The following is a 21,096-nucleotide window of genomic DNA, read 5'->3' as shown; positions in this document are numbered from 1 at the left end:
TTTAACTAAGGAGGTGTCGTTAGGGGTGAAACGACTTAAAAACTTTATCCTTGGCTTATTAATAGTAGTAATCGTGGGGTTCCTGTTATTCATGTATATCCAAGATGGACGTATAACTGAATATCAAGACTACTTCCTTCAATTTGAATGGTTCCAACCATTACTTATTTCACTTGCTGCACTATTGATATTAATAGGTCTTATATTAGTATTTAGTATCTTCAAACCTACGCATCGAAAACCTGGATTATACAAAGACTTCGATGATGGTCATGTTTACGTATCTCGTAAAGCTGTTGAAAAGACGGCATTCGATACGATTGCAAAATATGATCAAGTAAGACAACCAAATGTAGTTGCGAAACTATATAACAAAAAAAATAAATCTTATATCGACATTAAAACTGACTTTTTCGTACCAAATAATGTTCAAGTTCAATCTTTAACTGAAGCAATTCGTTCGGATATTAAAAAGAATGTAGAATATTTCACAGAAATGCCAGTACGTAAGTTAGAAGTTAATGTGAGAGATCAGAAAACTTCTGGTCCACGAGTGTTGTAAGGGAGGTATATCATGGCTAACAATCATAACCAAAACGGACAAGACTCTACACAACAAGTGATTAATTTTTTAAAAGTATTTAAATGGAGAATCGTTGGTTTCCTAGCGTTTCTATTAATCGCGATATTATTCTTAACGTTAGGTTTTTGGAAAACAGTACTTATCATCGTTTTATGTTTAATTGGTGTAGGTATTGGGTATATGAAAGACCGTAAGCAAGATTTTATGAATTTTTTAAATCGATGGAGTTAATTCATCAATTTAGAATTTAATTAAAAAAATATAAAAATTAACAAGTAAAAGGAGAATCTATTATGACTGTAGATAACAATAAAGCAAAACAAGCATACGACAATCAAACTGGTGTTAACGAAAAAGAAAGAGAAGAGCGTCAAAAACAACAAGAACAAAATCAGGAGCCTCAATTCAAAAACAAATTAACATTCTCTGATGAAGTTGTTGAAAAAATTGCTGGTATCGCTGCACGTGAAGTTAAAGGTATCTTAGATATGAAAGGTGGCTTAACTGATACATTCACTAATGCATTCTCAAGTGGCAACAACGTTACTCAAGGTGTATCTGTTGAAGTTGGTGAAAAACAAGCTGCTGTAGACTTAAAAGTAATCTTAGAATATGGTGAATCAGCACCAAAAATCTTCCGTAAAGTAACTGAATTAGTTAAAGAACAAGTTAAATATATTACTGGTTTAGATGTAGTTGAAGTTAACATGCAAGTTGACGATGTAATGACTCAAAAAGAGTGGAAACAAAAACACGAAAAAAATAACGAAAACAATAACCAAGAAAGACAAGGTTTACAATAAGTTATTCGATAAAAAAGCTCGGCACTCAATTTAAGTGCCGAGCTTTTTTGTGATTTTTAATAATTTGAATATGGAAAATGTATTATTCTCTCATTTGTATAGATTGTATTTAATAAGTTAATGTAATCCTTGAGCTCACGATTAATAAAATTCTATAACCTTAATTATTTTCTCGATACAAAGGGTTATTAACTTTAATATAAGTATAATGATGTGCCTCATCTTCAAGACGCATTGTTGTAACACACTTATAATCTATAAATGGCGCGAACATGGTATCTTTAATTTCATTTATGCGATTCTCATTTACTTGATTAGATTTGTGTGTCGAAAGTACAAGTTGATCAAAAATGTTATCTAGTACATCACGAACGATATACCACATATGTCTTTCTAAGTTTGAATCATTTGATGCTTTAGAGATTGTAAGAATTAATTCGCCTAAATGGTTTTGAACGGTAGAATAAAAGGCTTTGTTAAACACAGACGTTTTTGAATCAGTAAGAATTCTTGATTTTTCATGGAAATGAGATGTACTGTATCCCATTTCATTTAGTTGTGCTTTATCAATTCTTAAACCTTCAAAGTCTCTAATATACATCGTGTCCAATAGACCATCTTTCCGAAATGTTGCAATAGCATTTTGCAAGTGAGCCTCTAATGCAATGCCATATTTAGTAACTAGTGGGATTACGAGACCAAGCAATGCTTTACTATAAGTTTCAACCCACGATTTCGCCGATGATTCAAAATCAGACAATGATGCAGCTGATTGATAACGTTTAATCAATGTCACGATAGGTGATTCATTGTTAAATGGGTAGGTTGCAACTAAGCTTGAAGGAATCAATGGTGTGACTTCTTGTGGAATCATTTGGTATATATTTTTTCTAAATAATGTACCTAATTGTTCACTTCGTTCAGTTTGATAGTCTGCTTCGTCTTGCTCATTATAAAAATGAATACCAGCAACTTCATCAATAATTGTTGATGCATAGGACTTAAATATGACATCTTTCTCCAAAATATCATTTAAAATACGTGTCATTAGTGGACCATTGTGCGTCGTTTGTTCTGATAATGTACGAATTTCACCTGTAATATGAACGTTTGTCGACAATTTGATGTGTGGCGACATAGCTGGGTATTTAGGAACTAATGTTCTGAAAGATAAACCGGCATAATAATCCAACGTATGTTTTGCTTCAATGATTAATTCTTTATCTACTTCTGCTTGATAATCAGAATGTAATACGTCATCTAATTGCCATGGATGAACAATCATAATGTGATAATCATTAAAGTTAAACTTTGGCGTAAATTCATTTTCTAATTGTTTAATTAAGTCCGGAAATAGTTGATGAACAGTTGTATCATAATCTTTAGACAGTGACATAGTACGGCTTAATTTACTGTGAATCAGTACTATTTTCAACTTAATAGGTTGATTGAATTCTGAAGAATATAGGAATGTTTGTAATGCATTTAAACCTTTACGTAATTTAGCCCCAGGATGTAGCGGATGACCTTCAATAACGGCTTGCTCTGAACGCAAGTAACTATCTTCGCTATTTTCGATAATATTAAATAAAGGTGCAGAATCATGTTGCATTGACAGTGCTTGATAGCTAATTGCAAATGTCATATTAGTTGCACTGTTTATTAAATCTTGCTGAAATTGATCACTAGCAGCATTTTTTAAATCTGGTGCTTCAATTAAAATACACTCAAGAATTTCATTTGGATGGTGTACTCGTGTAATCGTATTTGTAATGTTATCTTTAATGTAGAAAGGGCCTTCAACATCAATTCGATCAAAGGCGTGTTCTCCAGTGATAGGAGCATATAATGTTTGCTTAGCTTGTGGGAACTGGATTTCTAGTATATGAGTCGTTGAGATATCTAACATAATCAAATCACGACTCAATATTTTCTTACTTTGAGTGCGCGCTTTAACTAAGTTTTCGCGATGCATTGATGTGACTAATCTCTGAGTGACTTTATCTCTTCCTTGTAAAATCATCTCTTTAAAAATATTAGCCCAATCATTATTATGTTGTTGTAAAAATAAATATGTTTTTTGTTCTTCTTTGTTAAATTTTAATGTCTGTTCTTTAAAAATTAAGTTCGAGTTCATAATTCACCTCTATGAAATATTTTACAAAAGCAAGATAGATTTGTATAATCCATATTAATGATAATGATTCTTATTATCAACAGAATGCGGGTGTAAGTTTTATGACAAAATATTTTTTTAGCAGTTCTTTTCTACTATTTCTAGGTAATTGGATTGGACAAATAGGGCTAAATTGGTTTGTACTTACCACTTATCATAACGCAGTTTATCTGGGGATTGTCAATTTTTGCAGACTTGTACCAATATTATTACTAAGTGTGTGGGCAGGGGCAATTGCCGATAAATATGATAAAGGGCGATTGCTGAGAATTACAATTTCATCATCATTTTTAGTAACTGCAATTTTATGTGTGCTCACGTATAGTTTCACTGCAATTCCAATTAGCGTCATTATTATATATGCGACATTAAGAGGGATTTTAAGTACGGTTGAAACACCTTTAAGACAAGCAATCTTACCAGAGTTATCAGATAAAATATCTACTACACAAGCTGTATCATTTCATTCATTCATCATTAATATTTGTCGTTCAATAGGGCCTGCCATTGCTGGTGTCATATTAGCAGTCTATCATGCGCCAACAACATTTCTTGCACAGGCAATTTGTTATTTTATCGCAGTTTTATTATGTTTACCATTACATTTTAAAGTAACTAAAATACCTGAAGATGCAACAAGATACATGCCGTTAAAAGTCATTATAGATTACTTCAAATTACATATGGAAGGTCGACAAATATTTATAACATCATTATTGATTATGGCGACAGGTTTTTCATATACGACACTTTTACCAGTTTTGACAAACAAAGTATTTCCGGGGAAATCTGAAATATTTGGTATCGCTATGACGATGTGTGCCATTGGTGGTATTATTGCAACGCTAGTTTTACCTAAAGTACTTAAATATATTGGTATGGTAAATATGTATTATTTAAGTTCATTTTTATTTGGCATTGCTTTGTTAGGTGTGGTATTTCACAATATTGTCATCATGTTCATTTGTATTACATTAATTGGGTTATTTAGTCAATGGGCACGTACGACAAATCGCGTTTATTTTCAAAATAATGTTAAAGATTATGAACGTGGTAAAGTACTGAGTATTATTATGATGGATAGAGGTATGATTCCATTGGGAAGTCTATTAATGAGTATATGTGCAGATGTGTTTGGCATTGTTAGAACTTTTTCAATAATGGGAATAAGTACTATATGCATTACAATGGTATTCTATTTTATAAATAGAAAGTTGAAGTTAAAGTTGGAGGAAAGTAATCATGGTATATCTTGAATGGGCAAAGGCAGATAGAAATATTCAATATCGTGTAATTAACGCCATTATTAAAGAACGTATTTACCCCGAGCAAACATTTATTTCGCAAAAAGGATCTTTAATTGAAATTCAGTATCATATGCATGTGTTGACTATTGAAGTTGTTAGAAAAAGTGCATTAGAACGCTATGAGTTTACAGGTGATATTACTTATTTAAATAAAGGTGAAACGTCATTAATTATAACTTTAGAAGGTTTATTAGATGTGTTGAATCATGACTTTGATATCCCTATTTCAGAGCGACTACGCGAAGAGTTAATACACAGTCGAGATAGTTTAGTTGAAACATATAAGCAAATGTCTCACAGACAAACGTTAATAAGTCAAAGTTTTAAATTTTCAAGGTTACCACAAGATATTAACTTTTTTTCATGGTTACAACATGTAAAAGATAGTGATAAGACAGATGATTTAACTTATTCTGAGAGTTTGGTACCAGAGGGGCATCCAACACACCCTTTAACCAAAACGAAATTGCCCTTAACTATGGAAGAAGTACGAGCATATGCACCTGAGTTTGAAAAAGAAATCCCTTTGCAAATTATGATGATTGAAAAAGACCATGTTGTTTGCACAGCTATGGATGGTAATGATCAATTTATTATTGATGAAATAATTCCCGAATACTACAATCAGATTCGTGTGTTTTTAAAGAGTTTAGGTTTGAAAAGTGAAGACTATAGAGCGATTTTAGTACATCCTTGGCAATATGATCATACGATAGGGAAATATTTTGAAGCATGGATTGCTAAAAAAATATTAATTCCAACGCCGTTTACAATACTTTCAAAAGCAACTTTATCATTTAGGACGATGTCTTTAATTGATAAACCATACCATGTTAAGTTGCCCGTCGATGTACAAGCAACAAGTGCCGTTAGAACAGTCTCAACTGTGACTACTGTAGATGGACCAAAGTTAAGTTATGCTTTACAAAACATGTTGAATCAATATCCAGGATTTAAAGTTGCTATGGAACCGTTCGGTGAATATGCAAATGTTGATAAAGATAGGGCACGTCAGCTTGCTTGTATTATAAGACAAAAGCCGGAAATTGATGGAAAAGGTGCAACAGTGGTTAGTGCAAGTCTAGTTAATAAAAATCCAATAGATCAAAAAGTTATCGTGGATAGTTACTTAGAGTGGTTAAATCAAGGAATTACTAAAGAAAGTATTACGACATTTATTGAACGATACGCTCAAGCATTAATCCCGCCTTTAATTGCTTTTATTCAAAATTATGGAATTGCTTTAGAAGCACACATGCAAAATACAGTAGTGAACTTGGGGCCACATTTTGACATTCAATTTTTAGTGAGAGATTTAGGTGGTTCTAGAATTGATTTAGAAACATTACAACATCGTGTATCAGATATTAAAATTACAAATGATAGTTTAATAGCTGATTCTATAGATGCAGTGATTGCAAAATTTCAACATGCTGTTATTCAAAATCAAATGGCAGAATTAATCCATCATTTTAATCAGTATGATTGTGTTGAAGAAACCGAATTATTTAACATAGTACAGCAAGTAGTAGCGCATGCTATTAACCCAACACTACCACATGCAAATGAGTTAAAAGATATTTTGTTTGGACCAACAATTACTGTCAAAGCGTTGTTAAATATGAGAATGGAAAATAAAGTAAAGCAATATTTAAATATTGAGTTAGATAATCCGATAAAAAAAGAGGTGTAGTACTACATGGCACACGTTAACATAAATATATCGAAGATTAAATATAACGCCAAAGTACTTCAAACAGTTTTTCAAAGTAAAAATATGCAATTCACACCAGTAATTAAGTGCATAGCTGGTGACCGTACAATTGTAGAAAGCTTAAAAGCGTTAGGTATCAATCATGTTGCAGAATCCAGATTGGATAACATAATTAGTATTGCAGATCAGGATTTAACATATACGTTATTGCGTACGCCTGCCAAAAAAGAGATTTCAGATATGATAGAAAAAGTTGATATGAGTATCCAAACAGAATTATCTACCATACATCAAATAAATGAAGTAGCAGAAGTTTTAGGAAAAAAACATAAGATTTTATTAATGGTAGATTGGAAAGATGGCCGTGAAGGTGTTCTGACTTATGATGTTTTAGATTATATTAAAGAGATTATTCACTTGAAAAATATCCATTTTGTAGGTTTAGCATTCAATTTTATGTGTTTTAAATCTGATGCGCCAAGTGATGATGATATCTTTATGATTAATCGATTCGTCTCAGCTGTTGAAAGAGAAATAGGATATCGATTGAAAATTATTTCAGGTGGTAATTCGAGCATGTTACCACAACTTTTATATAATGATTTGGGTAAAATAAATGAATTGCGAATAGGTGAAACGTTGTTTAGAGGTGTTGATACAACGACAAATCAAGCGATAGCTATGTTATATCAAGATGCGATTACATTGGAGGCTGAGATTTTAGAAATTAAACCTCGAGTTAATACACAAACGCATGAATCATTCTTACAAGCTATTGTAGATATTGGTTATTTAGATACAAAAGTCGATAATATTTCACCTATGGATCAGCATATCAATATTTTAGGCGCTTCGAGTGATCATTTAATGCTTGATTTAAATGGTCAAGGACACTATCAAGTTGGAGATCATATATCTTTTTCATTAAATTATGAAGCACTTTCTCATTCGATGTATATGAAAAATTTACATAAGGTATATATTGATGATTCAAAGATTGATACGCTACTTCAAAATTTTGATGTGAAATCTCCTGCTATGGTAAACCAATATTAATATATTTATCAATAAGTCTAAGTTGACAAGTTATACTACATATCGTTTGCACGGTTGTATCATAATTGTTCAACTTAGATTTTTTGTATTTGTTGATTTATCAAATTAAGTGCAACAGTTCGTCACATAAAATTGCAACAGATAATATCAGCTGAGTTACAGGGATAACGGTCATGCTAAATGGTGTCAATTGTATTAATGCAAAGATGAAATAGCAATGATACATTATCAGTATTTTTTCTAAGGAAATGTGCTAATTGTAGTCATAATTATTAGAGGAAATATATATAGTCATACATTTTAGTAATATAAAAAGATTGAACGTTACTTGACAATGATAATTGTTATCAATAAAATAATAAATGAAGTTATACATATTAAGGAGTGGAACGATGAGAGGTCTAAAAACTTTTAGTATATTGGGATTAATAGTTGCCTTACTTTTAGTTGCAGCTTGTGGTAATACGGATAATTCAAGTAAAAAAGAATCATCAACTAAAGATACTATTTCGGTAAAAGATGAAAATGGTACAGTAAAAGTACCTAAAGATGCAAAACGTATCGTTGTATTAGAGTACTCATTTGCAGATGCATTAGCAGCATTAGACGTTAAACCAGTTGGTATTGCTGATGATGGTAAGAAAAAACGTATCATTAAACCAGTTAGAGAAAAAATTGGGGATTATACTTCTGTAGGTACACGTAAACAGCCAAACTTAGAAGAAATTAGTAAATTAAAACCGGATTTAATTATCGCTGATAGCAGTAGACATAAAGGTATTAATAAAGAATTAAACAAAATTGCACCAACATTATCATTAAAGAGTTTTGATGGAGACTACAAACAAAACATTAATTCGTTCAAAACAATTGCTAAAGCTTTAAATAAAGAAAAAGAAGGCGAAAAACGTCTTGCTGAGCATGATAAATTAATCAATAAGTATAAAGATGAAATTAAATTTGATAGAAATCAAAAAGTGCTTCCAGCAGTAGTTGCTAAAGCTGGTTTATTAGCACATCCAAACTATTCATATGTTGGACAATTTTTAAACGAACTAGGATTTAAAAATGCATTAAGTGACGATGTAACAAAAGGTTTAAGTAAATATTTGAAAGGACCTTACTTACAATTAGACACTGAACATTTAGCTGATTTAAATCCAGAGCGTATGATCATTATGACTGATCACGCTAAAAAAGATTCTGCTGAATTCAAGAAATTACAAGAAGATGCAACATGGAAAAAATTGAATGCAGTTAAAAATAATCGCGTGGATATTGTTGACCGTGATGTTTGGGCAAGATCTCGTGGCTTAATTTCTTCTGAAGAAATGGCTAAAGAACTTGTTGAATTATCAAAAAAAGAACAAAAGTAAGGTGGAAGTAAATGGCTATAAAAGAAATAAGTAGCCAATCTGCCATAGATCATAAAAGAAAAAGACGCACAACACTCACGTATATAGTGAGTTTGTGCTTTCTTTTTATTTGTATATATTTAAATATGGCGATTGGTTCTTCGAAAATTAATTTTAGCGATATCGTTCACTATGTTACTGGTCATACAGATACGAAAGCAACGTTTTTATTGCATAATGTACGTATGCCAAGGATGATTGCAGGGTTATTTATTGGCGGTGCATTAGCGGTATCTGGTTTGTTAATGCAAGCAATGACACGCAATCCGCTAGCATCACCTAAAATTTTTGGTGTCAGTTCTGGTGCATCTTTTTTCATTGTATTTGTGACGATTATCATTCCATCATTAGAATATTATGCATTATATTTAGGTGTGATAGGTGCATTTATAGGTGGTTTAACTGTTTATACACTTTCAGGTGCTACGAAAGGTATGACACCCATTAAATTAGCATTGGCTGGTATGGCCATCCATTTGTTTTTTAGTAGTATGACCGAAGGTATTATTATTTTGAATGAGAATTCAAACGAACAAGTGATGTTTTGGCTTGTCGGTTCATTATCCAGTATGAAGTGGGATGAAATTTTAACCATTCTACCATGGCTTATTGGTGCTTTAATTGTAACGATTTTTATTGGACGTCAACTAACGATAATGGAACTAGGCGATGACATTGCTAAGGGATTAGGTCAAAATATAAATAAAGTTAGAATTATCATTGGACTATTAGTCATTATTCTTACAGGTATGTCGGTATCAGTGGCAGGACCAATTGGCTTTGTTGGCTTAATCGTACCGCATATAGTCAAACGCTATGTGAGTAAGAATTATTTAGTCATGATTCCATTAACATTTATTATAGGTGCAGATTTGTTACTACTATCAGATGTATTAAGTCGTTTAATTACATATCCTTATGAATCACCAGTAGGGATTGTTACATCATTCGTAGGTGCACTTTACTTCTTATTTATAACGATTAAAGGGGTGAAAAGAATATGATGACAACGAAAATTATACGTCGTTATAGTTTAATCACAATCCTTTTAATTGTGAGTATATTCATAAGTTTATGTGTAGGGTCTGTCATGATTCATCCGATTGATGCTATTAAGGGAATCTTTACACAAGATGATTTTATTTTAAATGAGTATCGTATACCTAGAACATTACTTGGTATTATTATCGGCAGTAGCTTGGCTATTTCAGGTGCAATTATACAAGCTGTAATAAGAAACCCGTTAGCCTCACCTGATGTTATAGGTATTTCTAAAGGTGCCAGTTTAGCTGCTGTGATTATTATTATGACCTTTCCAACAGCACCATTGTTTGTATTACCTATAGGTTCATTCTTAGGTGCCTTTGCAGTAAGTTTATTTTTATCATTTTTAATTTCAAAATATGATGTTAAAGGTTCAAAGCTTGCCTTAATTGGTTTAGCAATAGGCGCAATATGTACGGCGATTGTGCAGTTCTTATTAATCAGAAATCCACTGGAAGCAAACAAAGCGCTTGTTTGGTTGACAGGTAGTCTATATGGACATGATATGTCGAATATTTATACTATATTACCTTGGTTTTTAATAACGATACCAATCATCATTTTATTGAGTTATCAATTAGATGTATTGAATCTAGGTGATGCTGTTGCAACCGCACTCGGTTTAAAAGTTAAAACTATTAAAATGCTATTGTTAATTTTAGCAGTAATATTAGCAGGATCCGCAATTTCAGTTGTCGGTGGTATTAGCTTTTTAGGATTAATTGCACCTCATATTGCGAGACAATTAATAGGAAATAAAACATTACACGTTATTATCATGTCGGGGTTAATTGGTGCTATATTGTTAACATTTGGAGATGGTTTAGCCCGTGGCATTCATCCGCCACTGGATATTCCTGTTGGGGTTATCATTGCAATTATCGGTGCACCATACTTCTTAATATTATTACGAAGAATGAAATAACTAACATATGATTAGAGTTTAAAAAAGGTTAAGTACGAAATCAGTAATTGTACTTAACCTTTTTTGAATTCATCTTGAAAAATTACAAGAAATAGCGTATATTTAATAACTGTAATTATTCATTATTTTGCATACATAAACATTTTGAAAGATAGAATGATAAGGAATATGTTTGTTAACTGAATAGAATTCTGTATATACTTAAAACGAATACATAGAGAAATGGATTGATTTTATGGATAGCTTTTCAAGGAAAGAGATAGTTATTGGGAGACTTAAGTTTATTACGATGTCTTTAATTGGTATCTTATTATTTTTAGTACCAATTCCAGTCGAACAAGATGGACAGAAGCAAACAACGTTGCCCGTGGCATTTTTAGCAGGCGTGCTTAAAGATGTATTAGGTGGCGTAATGCCATTTTTAATTGTGACGATAATTACTTTATCGGGTATCATAACTCTGATTTGTTCAACTATTTTAAAAGATAAATTGAAACCTGACGGGCTAATGAACAATGCTTTTAACGTTAGAATTGGTTGGTTAATTTTACGAATATTAGCAGTTGTTTTTGCATGGATGACATTTTTACGAATTGGTTCAAAGGTTATTTACTCAGATGAAACGGGTGGATTATTGTTCTCAAGTTTATTGCCAACATTAGTGGCAGTATTCTTATTTGCAGCTCTATTTTTACCGCTATTAATGGAATACGGTTTGTTAGAGATGTTGGGTCCTATTTTTAGACCGGTTATGAGACCTTTATTTACATTGCCAGGACGTTCGACGGTAGATAATTTAGCATCATTTATTGGAGACGGAACTGTTGGGGTCTTAATTACAAGTAGACAATATGGTGAAGGATATTATTCTCGTCGTGAGGCAACAGTTATTTCAACGACATTTAGTGTAGTTTCTATCACCTTTGCAATTGTAGTTGCTGAAACAGTGCACATGCAAAATCAATTTTTTGCTTTCTATTTATCAGTGATAGTATCCTGCCTCGTTGCAGCAGTCATTATGCCAAGAATTTGGCCTTTAAATAAAATTCCTGATGAGTATGCTAAGGAGGTACCTGAAAGTGCGCGTACTGAGGCATTGCCAGAAGGAAAGACGGCATTGAGACATGGCTTTGATACTGCAACAGAAGTTGGTATTAAAGCACCGGGCGTTATTGACTTTTTTAAGTCAGGATTAAAAACAGTCATTGATATGTGGTTTGTTATTTTGCCTGTAGTGATGAGTATTGGTACTATTGCTACCATTATTGCGAACTACACGCCCTTTTTTGTCATATTGGGTAAACCTTTTGTTCCATTTTTAGAGTTAATGCAAATACCTGAAGCGGCACAGGCTTCTCAAACGATTATTATCGGTTTTGCCGATATGTTTTTACCTTCTATATTAATTGAAGGTGTACAAAATGATATAACTCGTTTTGTTATTGGGGCACTTAGTATATCGCAGTTAATATACTTGTCTGAAGTAGGTGGCGTCATACTTGGTTCGAAGATTCCTGTAAGTATCGGCAAATTGTTTATGATTTTCTTGATTAGAACAATCATTACACTACCAATTATTTCTTTGATGGCACATCTTTTGTTATAAATATATGTGAAAAAGGACAACTGTTAAAATTATGAGAACAGTTGTCCTTTTGTATTTGTTTTTGCTGGGTGTTGAATCAATTAAAAAAATCATTCATGAAGCCCTCACCATGAATGATTTTTTTATACAATTTATTTAGTTAATTCATTGTAAACTTTTTGATCATTTTGAGTATAAATAATGTATTCGTGGTCTTCAGTATCGATAATAACGCGATTCGTTTTACCAAATGTTGAGCCGATTCTAGATACATCTTTGCTGTCTAATTTAGGAACTGCATGAATATCTTGGTCTTGTGTAATATTTTTAATTTCACTTGTAGGAATTTTGATATCAGCAACTCTCCATTGAATACGCACTTCATTATTATCTTTCTTTACTGTCATTGCCATTATTCAAACACATCCTTTAAATATTTTGTAAATACATCATAAACGATTTTGTAATCGTTTTCAAGAGTTATGTGATACTTTTTTAAATTGTGTCATACTAATGAATTTTAACCCGAAAATATGTTCGTGTTTTTGTTAGGGATATGGTAAAATGTGAGTATTAAAGGAGAACAAATATGACAGGTAAAACACATGCTTCATGCGGCATGCTCGTTGGAGCGCTAACAACACAATATTTTCAAACGGATATTTTTTCGTCGGTTACGGTTATCATTCTAGCAACTCTAGCTAGCTTATTACCTGATATATGTCACACTCAAAGTAAGATTGGCAGAAGGTTTAAGGTAATTAGTTTTTTTGTGAGATTGATCTTTGGACATCGAACCTTTACGCATTCAATATTATTTATCGCAATCATAGCATTTTTATTGCAAATTATTCAGACGCCTAATTATTATATGGCAGCAATTATAATTGGGTTAGTGTCACATGTTATACTAGATATGATAACACCAAAAGGCGTGAAATTATTTTATCCGTTACCGTTTAATGTGAAGACACCGATCCAATTTAAAACAGGTGGACTTGTAGACTTATCTTTAGCTACTGCGTTAATGGTCGGAACAGTTTATGTTTTATTTCAGCCTTTCATCAATGATATAATAAGCAACTGGAATACTAAGTTTTTATAGAAAATAAATTATTAAAGGTTACAAACTCAGCAGGAGGCATAAAATGCTAGATAAAAATCAATTAGCTAAATATAAACAAGATCATTTGTGTGAATATGAAAAAATAATGAGTAACAATGAAAAAGAAGCACTTGAAGAGAAGGTAGCGTCATTAGATTTAGATTTTATTGCCAAATTATATAACGATTTATACATCAATAAGAAAACAATAGATGATGTATCTGCAGTTTCTGAAGTGAAATATGATATTAAATCACAAATGAGTGATGATGAGATTAAGCGTTTAGAGGAACAAGGGCTTCAAGCTATTAAAGAAGGACAATTTGCAGTACTTTTGATGGCAGGTGGTCAAGGAACAAGACTTGGTTACAAGGGCCCTAAAGGTTCGTTTGAAATTGAAGGTGTAAGTTTATTTGAACTTCAAGCTAACCAATTAAAAACATTGAATCATCAATCTGGACATACGATTCAATGGTATATTATGACAAGTGATATCAATCATGAAGAAACTTTAGCTTATTTCGAAGCACATAGTTATTTTGGATATGATCAAGAAGCAATCCATTTCTTTAAACAAGATAATATTGTGGCGCTTAGTGAAGAAGGGAAGTTAATTTTAAATCAACAGGGTCGTATTATGGAAACGCCGAATGGTAATGGTGGCGTGTTTAAATCTTTAGACAAGGCAGGATACTTAGAAGAAATGTCTAATAATGGCGTTAAGTATATTTTCTTGAATAATATCGACAATGTTTTAGTAAAAGTGTTGGATCCACTATTTGCAGGATTTACGGTAGAACATGATTACGATATTACTTCTAAAACGATTCAACCAAAACCAGGAGAAAGTGTTGGACGTTTAGTTAATGTCGATTGTAAAGATACAGTACTGGAGTATTCAGAATTAGATCCAGAAGTTGCAAATCAATTTAACAATGCTAATATCGGTATTCATGCATTTAAACTTGGTTTTATTTTAAACGCTGTAAATCGTGAGTTACCTTATCATTTAGCTATTAAGAATTTGAAACAATTAGATGAGAACTTTGGGGTTATTGAACAACCAACTTTAAAATTCGAATTGTTCTATTTTGACATATTTACTTATGGAACTAGTTTTGTCACGTTACAAGTTCCTAGAGAAGAAGAATTTTCACCTCTTAAAAATAAAGAAGGTAAAGATAGTGTTGCAACTGCAACAGAAGATTTACGTAGAATGGGTTTAATTTAATGATAGGCGGTGACTATGATGTCCAAATCAACTAAAAAAAGTAATGACACAATCGTAGAAACATTTAAGGATATCATCCCTTTATCATTTGGAGAAGAAATTGGTAATGCGGCATCTCATGGTGTTGCAGCTTTGTTAACATTATTAGTGTTACCCTATGCGGCTGTGCATAGTTATATTGCACATGGTACGCTTGCGTCTGTGAGTATGTCTATTTATGTTATTTCTATCTTTATGATGTTTATTTCATCTACTATTTATCATTCTATGCAAAATGAAACACCCCATAAATATATTTTAAGGATTATCGACCACAGTATGATTTACGTAGCAATTTCTGGTACATATACGCCTATTTTGTTAACAGTTGTAGGTGGTTGGATAGGTTGGACAGTATTTATTTTATTATGGGGAACGACACTTTGGGGTATTTTATATAAATCCATAGCTGTCAAAGTTAACCAAAAGTTAAGCTTAATTGTCTATTTAGTGATGGGCTGGGTAGGTATTATCTTGTTACCAATTATTTTTATTCGCACATCATGGATATTCATATTATTCATTTTCTTAGGTGGTGTGTCTTATACAATTGGTGCATGGTTTTATGCACAAAAGAATAGACCATATTTTCATATGATTTGGCATATTTTTATTGTAATAGCATCACTATTGCATTTAATTGCGATCTTATATTTTATGTAGTCGTTTAGAAAAGCTGGGGGAAACTCCGCTTTTTTTATTACATAAATCATTCTAATAGGGGATTGTATTGTAATAGAATTATCGTTAAGATTTGAAAGTCAAAAGTGTTTATACATATGAAAACCAATTATTTGTAAATAAAATCTTATAAATAAATTTATAGAAGGAGGTATTTCATGCGATTAAAGTCAATCATAACTGTTATAGCTTTAATATTAATTATGTTTATGTCAGCGATTGAATCATCTATTATTTCGCTTGCATTACCTACAATTAAACAAGATTTAAATGCAGGAAATTTAATTTCATTAATTTTCACAGCGTATTTTATCGCATTAGTAATTGCCAATCCTATAGTGGGCGAATTACTTTCGAGATTTAAAATTATTTATGTGGCAATTGCAGGATTACTTTTATTTAGTATAGGTAGTTTTATGTGTGGTTTAAGTACTAATTTTACTATGCTAATTATATCACGCGTGATACAAGGTTTTGGATCAGGTGTATTGATGTCATTATCGCAAATTGTTCCAAAGTTAGCATTTGAAATTCCGTTACGATATAAAATTATGGGCATAGTTGGCAGTGTTTGGGGTATTTCGAGTATCATTGGACCGCTTCTAGGTGGTGGTATATTAGAATTTGCAACATGGCATTGGTTATTCTACATAAATATACCGATTGCGATCATTGCCATTATATTAGTTATATGGACATTTCATTTTCCAGAGGAAGAAACAGTTGCTAAATCAAAATTTGATACTAAAGGGCTCACGCTATTTTATGTATTTATTGGATTGATTATGTTTGCTTTATTAAACCAACAGCTATTACTTTTAAATTTCTTGAGTTTTATCTTAGCTATCGTTGTGGCAATGTGTTTATTTAAAGTAGAAAAACATGTTTCTTCACCATTTTTACCTGTGGTGGAATTTAATCGTTCAATTACTTTAGTTTTTATAACAGACCTTCTAACAGCTATTTGTTTAATGGGATTCAATTTATATATTCCAGTCTACCTTCAAGAACAACTAGGATTATCTCCATTGCAAAGTGGATTGGTTATTTTTCCTTTATCTGTAGCTTGGATTACATTGAATTTTAATTTACATCGAATTGAAGCAAAACTATCAAGGAAAGTTATTTACTTACTATCATTTACATTGCTACTAGTAAGTAGTATTATCATTTCATTTGGTATTAAATTGCCGGTACTTATAGCATTTGTGTTAATTTTGGCAGGATTAAGTTTTGGATATATTTATACGAAAGATAGTGTAATTGTCCAAGAGGAAACTAGCCCATTACAAATGAAGAAAATGATGTCATTTTATGGATTAACTAAAAATCTTGGGGCATCAATAGGTTCAACAATAATGGGATATCTTTATGCGATACAATCAGGAATCTTTGGTCCAAACTTACACAATGTGTTAAGTGCTGTTGCTGTAATTAGCATTGGGCTTATTGTTTTATGGGTCGTATTTTTTAAAGAACAGTCATCTCAATCAAAAGAATAGAATTATGATTAAAATTGATGTAGTGTAATTAAAGTAAGAAATAATAAATTTCCTAGATACTAGATAAATCGTTCAATATTTTATTAATAAGGAGGCCAATGATTGTGAATTATCTTAAACATAAGTTTTATAACTTGTTAACTACAATGATTGTTCTCTTTATTTTTGTACTTTCTGGTGCGATTTTTTTAACATTTCTAGGGTTTGGTTTATATGGATTAAGTAGAATACTTATTTATTTTAGGTTGGGTGACTTTACATATAATAGAAGTATGTACGATAACCTATTATATTATGGCAGTTATATAATCTTTGGGTACTTCATCATATTTGCAGTCGAGCATTTAATGGATTATTTTAGAAAAATGTTGCCTGAAAATGCATATTTTAGAGGCGCGACTTTTCATTTGATTTCTTACACAGTTGCAACAACGTTATTTTATTTCATCATTCATTTAAATTATGTTTATATCAATATCGATTTTTGGGTCATCATGGTTATTATAGGGTTCTTATATGTTTGTAAGCTTCAATTTTACCCTGAAAGTAAAAATTTAAATAATAGAAAATAGATATCTGAAGTTGAGGGCACATATGTGTTCCAACTTCTTTTTGTTCAATAGAAGAATCGATAATAGTGAGTCTTAGTGCTCAATTTGTGGTAAATAAGTTAAATAACCATTGTATGAGTCTGAGACATAAAATAAATTATTAGGCCCTACAATGTTATATTGTTAGTTTTTTAAGTACACATTAGCTGTGCCTAATGTGTAAGAACCAATAATGATTTATTATGTAGTGCTTCTTTATCATTTGAGTACTACTCCCATTATGTTAATGGCTATATGTATTAAAGGGGCAAGTGTATATCTGTTTTAAAAAGGAGGAATTATGATGGCTAAAGTTGAATTAACAACCCGGAGACGAAACTTCATAGTTGCTGTTATGTTGATTAGTGCGTTTGTAGCTATTTTAAATCAAACATTATTAAATACAGCGTTACCTAGTATAATGAGAGAATTAAATATTAATGAAAGTACATCGCAATGGCTAGTTACTGGGTTTATGCTTGTTAATGGCGTCATGATACCTCTGACGACATATCTAATGGATAGAATTAAAACTAGACCTTTATACTTAGCGGCGATGGGGACATTTTTATTAGGTTCTATTGTTGCAGCCTTAGCTCCGAATTTTGGAGTTTTAATGTTAGCACGTGTAATTCAAGCGATGGGTGCAGGCGTACTTATGCCCTTAATGCAATTTACGTTATTTACATTGTTCAGTAAAGAACATCGAGGTTTTGCAATGGGACTAGCAGGTTTAGTAATTCAATTTGCACCAGCAATAGGCCCTACAGTTACAGGATTAATTATTGATCAAGCGAGTTGGCGAGTACCATTTATTATAATTGTAGGAATTGCTTTAGTTGCCTTTGTTTTCGGCTTAGTTTCAATCTCAAGTTACAATGAAGTGAAATATACGAAATTAGATAAGCGCTCAGTAATGTATTCAACTATTGGATTCGGGTTAATGCTATACGCATTTAGTAGTGCAGGAGATTTAGGATTTACAAGTCCAATAGTAATAGGTGCGTTGATAATAAGTATGGTTATTATCTATTTATTTATACGTAGACAATTTAATATTACTAATGCACTTTTAAATTTAAGGGTTTTTAAAAATAGAACATTTGCATTATGTACGATTAGTTCAATGATTATAATGATGTCAATGGTTGGACCTGCGCTGCTTATACCGCTATATGTTCAAAACAGTTTATCTTTATCTGCCTTGTTATCAGGACTTGTTATCATGCCTGGTGCAATAATAAATGGTATTATGTCAGTTTTTACAGGTAAATTTTATGATAAGTATGGTCCTAGACCATTGATTTATACTGGTTTTACAATTTTAACAATTACTACAATTATGTTGTGTTTCTTGCATACAAGACACATCTTATACGTATTTAATAGTCGTATATGCAATTAGAATGTTTTCAGTTTCTTTACTCATGATGCCGATAAATACTACAGGAATTAATTCTTTGAGAAATGAAGAAATCTCACATGGCACGGCTATTATGAACTTTGGTCGTGTAATGGCTGGTTCACTAGGCACAGCTTTAATGGTTACATTAATGAGTTTTGGTGCAAAAATATTTTTATCTACATCGCCATCGCATTTAACTGCAACTGAAATTAAACAGCAATCCATTGCTATAGGGGTGGATATCTCATTTGCTTTTGTAGCTGTGCTTGTTATGGCAGCTTATGTGATAGCACTTTTTATAAGAGAACCTAAAGAAATAGAAAGTAATAGAAGGAAATTTTAAAATAATTATAGTAGTTGGTCTATTTAAAATAATAGGCTAACTGCTTTTTTTATTTAATAAAAAGTTTTATACTTTTAGTGATAGACTAAGCAAAAATTGTTATTTGCTATGATGTAGATGTCTTAAAATGATTAAGGGGGATTTGCTTTGTTAACGGTAGATCAAGTGAAAGAATTGGTAGGAGAAATTAAAGATCCTATTATAGATGTGCCTTTAAAAGAAACAGAAGGTATTGTTGAAGTTTCTATTAAGGAAGAAAAAGAACATGTGAGTGTTAAATTAGCAATGGCACAATTAGGTGGTGCACCGCAATTAGATTTACAGATGGCTGTTGTTAATGCATTAAAAGAAAACGGTGCGAAAACGGTCGGTATACGATTTGAAACATTGCCGGAAGAAAAAGTAAATCAATTTAAACCAAAAGAAGAAAATAAACCTAAAACGATAGAAGGCCTATTATCTCAAAATAATCCAGTCGAATTTATTGCAATAGCCTCCGGTAAAGGTGGTGTCGGTAAATCTACTGTTGCAGTAAATTTAGCCGTTGCCTTAGCTCGTGAAGGGAAAAAAGTCGGATTAGTAGATGCCGATATATATGGATTTAGTGTACCAGATATGATGGGTATTGATGAAAAGCCTGGAATTAAAGGGAAGGAAGTAATTCCAGTTGAACGTCATGGCGTTAAAGTTATATCAATGGCCTTTTTTGTGGAAGAAAATGCGCCAGTTATATGGAGAGGGCCAATGTTAGGTAAAATGTTGACGAATTTCTTTACAGAAGTTAAATGGGGAGACATTGAATATTTAATACTCGATCTTCCACCTGGAACAGGAGATGTAGCTTTAGATGTTCATACGATGTTACCTTCAAGTAAGGAAATTATTGTAACGACACCTCATCCTACAGCAGCATTTGTTGCAGCTCGCGCAGGTGCGATGGCAAAACATACGGATCATTCTATTCTTGGCGTAATTGAAAACATGAGTTATTTTGAAAGTAAAGAGACGGGTAATAAAGAATATGTCTTTGGCAAAGGTGGCGGTACTAAGTTAGCTGATGAACTTAATACTCAATTACTTGGGGAATTACCTTTAGAGCAACCATCTTGGAATCCAAAAGATTTTGCACCGTCAATATATCAATCAGATGATCGTCTAGGTAAAATTTATAGCTCGATTGCACAAAAAGTTATAGCTGCTACAAATAAATAGGTATAATATATGCTAAACGTACAAAATTACTTTTATTTTGTACGTTTTTATGTTGATTTGTTTTGGAATGCTGGTAAAATAAGTTCTTGTGTTAAGCAATAAACGCGTTGAAAAAGAAGCGGGTTGTGAACACAAAAAGTTTTAAAAAAGTTATTGACTTTAAATTCCAAAGTTGATAATATGATAAAGTCGTCAAAAACGACGCAGTTGTTTTTAAAGAAGAATTTCAAAAGTGTAAAACTTACCATTGAAATAACTATAAAAACAATATAGAATAAATAAAGTAATCGTTCAAAAAGTTATTGACTTCAAGAAATAAATGAAGTAGAATAAAAGAGATTGAACATTAATGAACATTGAAAACTGAATGACAATATGTC

Annotated in this window: 19 protein-coding genes and 2 pseudogenes; 18 read left to right on the top strand and 3 right to left on the bottom strand. The window is 31.9% G+C overall.

Going from position 1 to position 21,096, the window contains the following annotated elements:
• Positions 1–25 precede the first annotated feature (25 nt).
• The 3 genes from amaP (at position 26) to HMPREF3247_RS00095 (ending at position 1,386) form a co-directional block, all read left to right on the top strand.
• On the top strand, positions 26–562 hold the full coding sequence (gene amaP / locus HMPREF3247_RS00105; protein WP_070866154.1) for an alkaline shock response membrane anchor protein AmaP: 537 nt from the start codon (positions 26–28) through the stop codon (positions 560–562).
• A gap of 12 nt (positions 563–574) precedes the next feature.
• Positions 575–814 (top strand): DUF2273 domain-containing protein, encoded by a 240-nt coding sequence (locus tag HMPREF3247_RS00100; RefSeq protein ID WP_000002683.1) that lies wholly within the window; start codon positions 575–577, stop codon positions 812–814.
• A gap of 62 nt (positions 815–876) precedes the next feature.
• Positions 877–1,386: an Asp23/Gls24 family envelope stress response protein gene (locus HMPREF3247_RS00095; RefSeq protein WP_000215236.1), complete on the top strand. Its 510-nt coding sequence runs from the start codon at positions 877–879 to the stop codon at positions 1,384–1,386.
• A 160-nt stretch (positions 1,387–1,546) separates the two neighbouring features.
• Here the strand turns inward: HMPREF3247_RS00095 and sfaD are convergent, their stop codons facing one another.
• Positions 1,547–3,523 (bottom strand): D-ornithine--citrate ligase SfaD, encoded by a 1,977-nt coding sequence (gene sfaD, locus HMPREF3247_RS00090; RefSeq protein WP_001087626.1) that lies wholly within the window; start codon positions 3,521–3,523, stop codon positions 1,547–1,549.
• Positions 3,524–3,624: 101 nt separating this feature from the next.
• On the opposite strand from sfaD, the gene sfaA reads away from it, so the two are divergent.
• Genes sfaA through sfaC form a run of 3 tightly spaced genes read left to right on the top strand, consistent with a single transcriptional unit; the run spans position 3,625 to position 7,639 of the window.
• Entirely contained in the window at positions 3,625–4,818 is a 1,194-nt protein-coding gene (gene sfaA / locus HMPREF3247_RS00085) for a staphyloferrin A export MFS transporter (RefSeq protein WP_000170414.1), read from the top strand.
• Entirely contained in the window at positions 4,805–6,562 is a 1,758-nt protein-coding gene (gene sfaB / locus HMPREF3247_RS00080; RefSeq protein ID WP_000262646.1) for a staphyloferrin A synthetase SfaB, read from the top strand. The genes sfaA and sfaB overlap by 14 nt, the downstream gene beginning before the upstream one ends.
• 6 nt (positions 6,563–6,568) lie before the next feature.
• Entirely contained in the window at positions 6,569–7,639 is a 1,071-nt protein-coding gene (gene sfaC / locus HMPREF3247_RS00075; protein ID WP_000951637.1) for a staphyloferrin A biosynthesis protein SfaC, read from the top strand.
• A 100-nt stretch (positions 7,640–7,739) separates the two neighbouring features.
• Here sfaC and HMPREF3247_RS00070 read toward each other — a convergent pair whose 3' ends face one another.
• Positions 7,740–7,865: a hypothetical protein gene (locus tag HMPREF3247_RS00070; protein WP_031866190.1), complete on the bottom strand. Its 126-nt coding sequence runs from the start codon at positions 7,863–7,865 to the stop codon at positions 7,740–7,742.
• Positions 7,866–8,031: 166 nt separating this feature from the next.
• On the opposite strand from HMPREF3247_RS00070, the gene HMPREF3247_RS00065 reads away from it, so the two are divergent.
• From HMPREF3247_RS00065 to HMPREF3247_RS00050, 4 genes are all read left to right on the top strand, one after another.
• On the top strand, positions 8,032–9,015 hold the full coding sequence (locus HMPREF3247_RS00065; protein WP_001214661.1) for an ABC transporter substrate-binding protein: 984 nt from the start codon (positions 8,032–8,034) through the stop codon (positions 9,013–9,015).
• Positions 9,016–9,026: 11 nt separating this feature from the next.
• Positions 9,027–10,058, top strand: coding sequence for a FecCD family ABC transporter permease (locus HMPREF3247_RS00060; protein ID WP_000974914.1), 1,032 nt, complete (start codon positions 9,027–9,029; stop codon positions 10,056–10,058).
• A complete protein-coding gene (locus tag HMPREF3247_RS00055; RefSeq protein WP_000989091.1) occupies positions 10,055–11,023 on the top strand; it encodes a FecCD family ABC transporter permease in 969 nt (322 codons plus the stop codon). Before HMPREF3247_RS00060 ends, HMPREF3247_RS00055 begins: the two co-directional genes overlap by 4 nt.
• A 235-nt stretch (positions 11,024–11,258) precedes the next feature.
• Entirely contained in the window at positions 11,259–12,629 is a 1,371-nt protein-coding gene (locus tag HMPREF3247_RS00050; RefSeq protein ID WP_001549577.1) for a YjiH family protein, read from the top strand.
• 131 nt (positions 12,630–12,760) lie between these two features.
• Here HMPREF3247_RS00050 and HMPREF3247_RS00045 read toward each other — a convergent pair whose 3' ends face one another.
• Positions 12,761–13,021: a SunI/YnzG family protein gene (locus HMPREF3247_RS00045; protein ID WP_001251935.1), complete on the bottom strand. Its 261-nt coding sequence runs from the start codon at positions 13,019–13,021 to the stop codon at positions 12,761–12,763.
• A gap of 176 nt (positions 13,022–13,197) precedes the next feature.
• Between HMPREF3247_RS00045 and HMPREF3247_RS00040 the strand changes: the two genes are divergently transcribed.
• The 8 genes and pseudogenes from HMPREF3247_RS00040 to HMPREF3247_RS00005 all read left to right on the top strand — a co-directional run bounded on the left by HMPREF3247_RS00040 (position 13,198) and on the right by HMPREF3247_RS00005 (position 20,989).
• Positions 13,198–13,713, top strand: a complete 516-nt coding sequence (locus HMPREF3247_RS00040; protein ID WP_000147094.1) for a metal-dependent hydrolase — start codon at positions 13,198–13,200, stop codon at positions 13,711–13,713.
• 43 nt (positions 13,714–13,756) lie between these two features.
• A complete protein-coding gene (locus tag HMPREF3247_RS00035; RefSeq protein ID WP_000884735.1) occupies positions 13,757–14,944 on the top strand; it encodes a UTP--glucose-1-phosphate uridylyltransferase in 1,188 nt (395 codons plus the stop codon).
• An 18-nt stretch (positions 14,945–14,962) separates the two neighbouring features.
• Complete coding sequence (locus tag HMPREF3247_RS00030) at positions 14,963–15,646, top strand: PAQR family membrane homeostasis protein TrhA (protein WP_000047255.1); 684 nt, start codon at positions 14,963–14,965, stop codon at positions 15,644–15,646.
• Between the two features lie 176 nt (positions 15,647–15,822).
• Complete coding sequence (sdrM, locus tag HMPREF3247_RS00025) at positions 15,823–17,166, top strand: multidrug efflux MFS transporter SdrM (protein ID WP_001237506.1); 1,344 nt, start codon at positions 15,823–15,825, stop codon at positions 17,164–17,166.
• A gap of 98 nt (positions 17,167–17,264) precedes the next feature.
• Positions 17,265–17,738 carry a multidrug efflux transporter SepA gene (gene sepA / locus HMPREF3247_RS00020; protein WP_000636857.1) on the top strand — a complete coding sequence of 158 codons (474 nt, stop codon included), beginning with the start codon at positions 17,265–17,267 and terminating at the stop codon, positions 17,736–17,738.
• A gap of 322 nt (positions 17,739–18,060) precedes the next feature.
• Positions 18,061–19,504: pseudogene (gene lmrS, locus HMPREF3247_RS00015) on the top strand (multidrug efflux MFS transporter LmrS).
• Positions 19,505–19,651: 147 nt separating this feature from the next.
• Positions 19,652–20,716, top strand: coding sequence for an Mrp/NBP35 family ATP-binding protein (locus HMPREF3247_RS00010; protein WP_000958531.1), 1,065 nt, complete (start codon positions 19,652–19,654; stop codon positions 20,714–20,716).
• An 88-nt stretch (positions 20,717–20,804) separates the two neighbouring features.
• Positions 20,805–20,989 (top strand): annotated as a pseudogene (locus tag HMPREF3247_RS00005) (hypothetical protein).
• Positions 20,990–21,096: the final 107 nt, after the last annotated feature.

Source organism: Staphylococcus sp. HMSC36A10, assembly GCF_001838845.1.
GTDB classification, from domain to species: domain Bacteria; phylum Bacillota; class Bacilli; order Staphylococcales; family Staphylococcaceae; genus Staphylococcus; species Staphylococcus aureus.
Note: the sequence above shows the minus strand (reverse complement) of the source record. Positions and strands in the feature narration are given on the sequence as shown.

Coding starts and splice junctions, on each gene's coding strand:
- HMPREF3247_RS00100 (WP_000002683.1), top strand. CDS start 575: ATGGCTAACAATCATAACCAAAACGGACAAGACTCTACACAACAAGTG.
- HMPREF3247_RS00095 (WP_000215236.1), top strand. CDS start 877: ATGACTGTAGATAACAATAAAGCAAAACAAGCATACGACAATCAAACT.
- sfaD (WP_001087626.1), bottom strand. CDS start 3,523: ATGAACTCGAACTTAATTTTTAAAGAACAGACATTAAAATTTAACAAA.
- sfaA (WP_000170414.1), top strand. CDS start 3,625: ATGACAAAATATTTTTTTAGCAGTTCTTTTCTACTATTTCTAGGTAAT.
- sfaB (WP_000262646.1), top strand. CDS start 4,805: ATGGTATATCTTGAATGGGCAAAGGCAGATAGAAATATTCAATATCGT.
- sfaC (WP_000951637.1), top strand. CDS start 6,569: ATGGCACACGTTAACATAAATATATCGAAGATTAAATATAACGCCAAA.
- HMPREF3247_RS00070 (WP_031866190.1), bottom strand. CDS start 7,865: ATGTATCATTGCTATTTCATCTTTGCATTAATACAATTGACACCATTT.
- HMPREF3247_RS00065 (WP_001214661.1), top strand. CDS start 8,032: ATGAGAGGTCTAAAAACTTTTAGTATATTGGGATTAATAGTTGCCTTA.
- HMPREF3247_RS00060 (WP_000974914.1), top strand. CDS start 9,027: ATGGCTATAAAAGAAATAAGTAGCCAATCTGCCATAGATCATAAAAGA.
- HMPREF3247_RS00055 (WP_000989091.1), top strand. CDS start 10,055: ATGATGACAACGAAAATTATACGTCGTTATAGTTTAATCACAATCCTT.
- HMPREF3247_RS00050 (WP_001549577.1), top strand. CDS start 11,259: ATGGATAGCTTTTCAAGGAAAGAGATAGTTATTGGGAGACTTAAGTTT.
- HMPREF3247_RS00045 (WP_001251935.1), bottom strand. CDS start 13,021: ATGGCAATGACAGTAAAGAAAGATAATAATGAAGTGCGTATTCAATGG.
- HMPREF3247_RS00040 (WP_000147094.1), top strand. CDS start 13,198: ATGACAGGTAAAACACATGCTTCATGCGGCATGCTCGTTGGAGCGCTA.
- HMPREF3247_RS00035 (WP_000884735.1), top strand. CDS start 13,757: ATGCTAGATAAAAATCAATTAGCTAAATATAAACAAGATCATTTGTGT.
- HMPREF3247_RS00030 (WP_000047255.1), top strand. CDS start 14,963: ATGTCCAAATCAACTAAAAAAAGTAATGACACAATCGTAGAAACATTT.
- sdrM (WP_001237506.1), top strand. CDS start 15,823: ATGCGATTAAAGTCAATCATAACTGTTATAGCTTTAATATTAATTATG.
- sepA (WP_000636857.1), top strand. CDS start 17,265: ATGATTGTGAATTATCTTAAACATAAGTTTTATAACTTGTTAACTACA.